The 4484-nt window shown below is 34.3% G+C and carries 4 protein-coding genes and 1 rRNA gene; 1 reads left to right on the top strand and 4 read right to left on the bottom strand.

Annotation, left to right across the window (positions count from 1 at the left end):
* Positions 1-189: 189 nt before the first annotated feature.
* The 4 genes from rplT to thrS form a co-directional block, all read right to left on the bottom strand.
* Positions 190-534: a 50S ribosomal protein L20 gene (rplT, locus tag HKP48_RS08775; RefSeq protein WP_296344942.1), complete on the bottom strand. Its 345-nt coding sequence runs from the start codon at positions 532-534 to the stop codon at positions 190-192.
* Positions 535-635: 101 nt separating this feature from the next.
* Positions 636-833 (bottom strand): 50S ribosomal protein L35, encoded by a 198-nt coding sequence (gene rpmI / locus HKP48_RS08780; RefSeq protein ID WP_045468309.1) that lies wholly within the window; start codon positions 831-833, stop codon positions 636-638.
* Between the two features lie 66 nt (positions 834-899).
* Complete coding sequence (gene infC / locus HKP48_RS08785) at positions 900-1454, bottom strand: translation initiation factor IF-3 (protein WP_296344947.1); 555 nt, start codon at positions 1452-1454, stop codon at positions 900-902.
* A 28-nt stretch (positions 1455-1482) separates the two neighbouring features.
* Entirely contained in the window at positions 1483-3426 is a 1944-nt protein-coding gene (gene thrS, locus HKP48_RS08790; RefSeq protein ID WP_296344945.1) for a threonine--tRNA ligase, read from the bottom strand.
* A gap of 640 nt (positions 3427-4066) precedes the next feature.
* Here thrS and HKP48_RS08795 point away from each other — a divergent pair.
* Positions 4067-4484 (top strand): 16S ribosomal RNA (locus HKP48_RS08795); the annotation flags it as partial.

Raw genomic sequence — 4484 nt, forward strand, 5'->3', positions numbered from 1 at the left:
AAGTACAAAAGAGTATTGCATTAAAGCATGTGTATGAAAATTTTACCTAAAAGGGATTCTTAGCAGTTTAATCTAAAATGTTGAAAACATGAACTTTAAACATAATTTATTCGTATGAAAACAAAAAACCCAACTCTTATGAGTTGGGTTTTTCTGAGCGAAATGTTGTTATTAATTTGGCTAAAAGCCTTATTTAACTTTGTTTACTATTGCTTCAAAAGCCGCAGGATTATTCATAGCTAAATCTGCAAGAACCTTACGATTCAATTCAATATTATTAGCTTTTAATTTTCCCATGAATTTTGAATAGCTCATTCCATGTTGTCTTGCACCAGCATTAATACGCATAATCCATAACGCACGAAATGTTCTTTTTTTGTTTCTGCGGTCTCTGTACGAATATTGCATCGCTTTGTCTACCGCGTTTTTTGCTACTGTCCAGACGTTTTTACGTCTTCCCCAGTATCCTTTTGCTTGCTTAAGAACTTTTTTTCTTCTAGCTCTCTTCGCAACTGAATTTACTGATCTTGGCATTTCATTAATTGTTTTTTGTAGTAGGCGACCAATGTGGTACTTTCTAAATAGTTTTGCCTAACTCCAGGGTTTATAAATTATTTTAACCGATTAAAACATCATTACTTTAAACGTAACATTGTTTTAATGTTATCCTCATCTGATTTGTGTACCAAACCATCATGAGTTAACTTAAGCTTACGCTTTTTAGATTTTTTTGTCAATATATGACTCTTAAAAGCATGCTTTCTTTTAATCTTACCAGTGCCAGTTAGTTTGAAACGTTTCTTAGCACTCGATTTAGTTTTCATTTTAGGCATTTTCTCCTAGTTTTAATTTACGTTTCGCTTTATTTTTAATACACCATACTTTAACGACGGCGTGACTTATTTGTTTTTCTTTGGAGCAATAAACATAATCATACGTTTGCCTTCCAGTTTTGGCATTTGTTCTACTTTTCCAAATTCCTCTAAATCTTGAGCGAGTCTTAATAATAATATTTGACCTTGCTCTTTAAACACGATAGATCGTCCTTTAAAGAATACAAAAGCTTTTAGCTTTGCACCATCTTTTAAAAACTTCTCAGCATGTTTCTTTTTAAACTCATAATCATGATCATCAGTTTGTGGTCCAAACCTAATTTCTTTGACTACAACTTTGGTTGCTTTAGATTTTAACGCTTTTTCTCGTTTCTTTTGTTCGTAAAGAAACTTTTTATAGTCCATAACTTTACAGACAGGAGGCTTGGCGTTAGGTGAAATTTCTACTAAATCTAATCCTTGTTCATCTGCTATGGCAAAGGCCTTTTTTGTAGGATAGATACCTATTTCTACATTATCACCTACGAGTCTTACCTCTTCGGCTCTAATTTTTCCGTTAATTCTGTGTTTATCCTCTTGGACTACACGTCTGCTGTAATTTCTTCTTCTACGAATTGCTATGGCTAATAAATTTTAGTTAAACATTTATTTATTTGAAAGTCTTTAGACTTTCATTTACTTGTTTTTTTACTATTTCCGAAAAGGCTTGTACACTTATTGTGCCAAGGTCTTCACCTCCGTGAGCCCTTACGGTTATTGTATTGTCTTTCTCTTCTTGTTCGCCGACAATAATCATAAACGGAAACTTTTGCATTTCAGCTTCACGTATTTTCTTACCTACAGTTTCATTTCTATTGTCTGCGAGGGCGCGAATTTCGTAATTTTCTAGCAAATTTAAAACTTTTTCAGCGTATTTCTCATATTTCTCACTGATAGATAATACAATAGCTTGTTCAGGCATTAACCACAGAGGGAAGTTTCCACCTGTATGTTCTAGTAAAATGGCTACAAAACGCTCCATGCTTCCAAAAGGTGCACGATGTATCATTACAGGTCTGTGCAATTCATTATCGCTACCTTTGTAAGTTAAATCAAAACGCTCAGGAAGGTTGTAATCTACTTGAATAGTACCCAATTGCCATTGTCTACCCAAAGCATCCTTAACCATAAAATCTAATTTTGGTCCATAAAAAGCTGCTTCTCCTTCTTCAACAACATAGTTAAGTCCTTTATCTTTAGCAGCGTTGAGAATTGCATTTTCAGCTTTTTCCCAATTTTCAAGACTACCTATATATTTATCGGGATTTTTTGGGTCACGAATAGAAACTTGGGCAGTGAAATTTTCAAACCCGAGAGAACCAAAAACATAAAGAACTAAATCAATGACGTCTTTAAACTCTTTATCAAGTTGGTCAGGTGTACAGAAGATATGTGCATCATCTTGTGTGAAACCTCTAACACGCGTTAAGCCATGTAATTCGCCACTTTGCTCATACCTATAAACAGTCCCAAATTCCGCATAACGTTTGGGTAATTCTTTATATGAAAAAGGTCTAGCATTATATATCTCACAATGATGAGGGCAGTTCATGGGTTTTAATAAAAATTCTTCTCCTTCAGCAGGTGTATTTATGGGTTGAAAACTGTCTTCGCCATATTTTGCATAATGTCCTGAAGTTACATATAGCTCTTTCTGACCAATATGAGGTGTTACAACCATTTCATAGCCAGCTTTTTTCTGAGCAGCTTTAAGAAAGTTTTCAAGACGCTCTCTTAATGCGGCTCCTTTTGGTAACCATAGTGGAAGACCTTGGCCAACTTTTCTTGAAAATGTAAAAAGCTCAAGCTCTTTTCCTAATTTTCTGTGATCGCGTTTTTTTGCTTCTTCTAATAATTCTAAATATTCGGTGAGTAACTTTTGCTTCGGGAAACTGATTCCGTAAACACGAGTCAGCTGATTGTTTTTCTCATCTCCTCGCCAATAAGCACCAGCAACATTTATTATTTTTACAGCCTTAATAATTCCGGTGTTGGGTATGTGACCTCCTCTACATAAATCAGTAAAATTACTATGATCACAAAAGGTGATTTCGCCATCTGTTAAATTTTCAATTAACTCAACCTTATAAGGATTGTTTTCGTTATTGTATAATGACAAAGCATCGGCCTTTGAAACTTCACGCATTGTAAACTTATGTTTCCCGCGCGCTATTTCTAAAAATTTAGCTTCTAGTTTCTTAAAATCGTTTTCAGAAATCGTTTCTTCGTCTAAATCTATATCATAATAAAATCCATTCTCAATAGCAGGGCCAATCGTTAGCTTGGCGTTTGGATGAAAACTTAAAATTGCTTCTGCCAAAACATGAGCAGAGGAATGCCAGAATGCTTTTTTGCCGGCATCATCATTAAAAGTATGTAAAATTAAAGCACCATCTGAAGTTAATGGAGTGGTGGTTTCGATTGTTTGTCCATTAAAATTGGCAGAGATTACATTTCTTGCCAAACCCTGACTAATGCTTTTGGCAACATCTATAGGTGTTGTGTTTGCTTCAAACTCTTTAATACTTCCGTCTGGTAAAGTAATTTTAATCATTTTATCTAAAAAATTTAAGGCTGCAAAGATATTGGAAAACAATTTTTTATACAATATATATATGTTCTTATTAAAGAAATTAATTTAGATTAGACTTTATGTTGTTTTACGGATCTCACCTTGATGAGCTACACTAGTATAAAAACAAAGATTAACTCTTCATTTGATGTTTAAGAAGTCTATATTTTTGAAGTTCAGTTTACGAATATTTAGTTTTTTCTAAAAATAATTCTAGCTAAAATATTGTATTCTAGCGGTTTACTATCCTGAAAGAAACAATTAAAAAATAAACTTAAAAAAAGAGTTGTAGTAGAGCAAAAGGGTTTTATATTTGCACGCTCAAAACGGTTAAAATAAGTTTTGATTAAGTTCAAAAAAGGGTATTGAAAGAAGAGATTAAATAAAATTTAAAAATAATTTTATTTTATTTTGGCAGAATAAAAAAGTGTTTTTATATTTGCACCCGCTTAAGAGATAAACGCCTTAAGAGAATTTAAAAAATACGTTCATTAACATATTGAATTGACAGCGTAAGAAATAATTGGAAACGATTATTTTGAACAAGAGAATAAATCATATTGAGACTAAGAAAATTCTGAATTAGTTGTTAAAAATAATAGTGGAAACACTTAAAAATTTAACGATGAAGAGTTTGATCCTGGCTCAGGATGAACGCTAGCGGCAGGCCTAACACATGCAAGTCGAACGGTAACAGGGAAGAGCTTGCTTTTTTGCTGACGAGTGGCGCACGGGTGCGTAACGCGTATACAATCTACCTTTTACAGGGGGATAGCCTTTAGAAATGAAGAATAATACCCCATAGTATATAAATTTCGCATGTTATTTATATTAAAGATTTATCGGTAAAAGATGAGTATGCGTCCTATTAGCTAGATGGTGTGGTAACGGCACACCATGGCAACGATAGGTAGGGGCCCTGAGAGGGGGATCCCCCACACTGGTACTGAGACACGGACCAGACTCCTACGGGAGGCAGCAGTGAGGAATATTGGACAATGGAGGCAACTCTGATCCAGCCATGCCGCGTGCAGGAAGAC

The organism is Winogradskyella sp., from assembly GCF_013042245.1.
In the GTDB taxonomy this organism is placed as follows: domain Bacteria; phylum Bacteroidota; class Bacteroidia; order Flavobacteriales; family Flavobacteriaceae; genus Winogradskyella.

Coding starts and splice junctions, on each gene's coding strand:
- rplT (WP_296344942.1), bottom strand. CDS start 534: ATGCCAAGATCAGTAAATTCAGTTGCGAAGAGAGCTAGAAGAAAAAAA.
- rpmI (WP_045468309.1), bottom strand. CDS start 833: ATGCCTAAAATGAAAACTAAATCGAGTGCTAAGAAACGTTTCAAACTA.
- thrS (WP_296344945.1), bottom strand. CDS start 3,426: ATGATTAAAATTACTTTACCAGACGGAAGTATTAAAGAGTTTGAAGCA.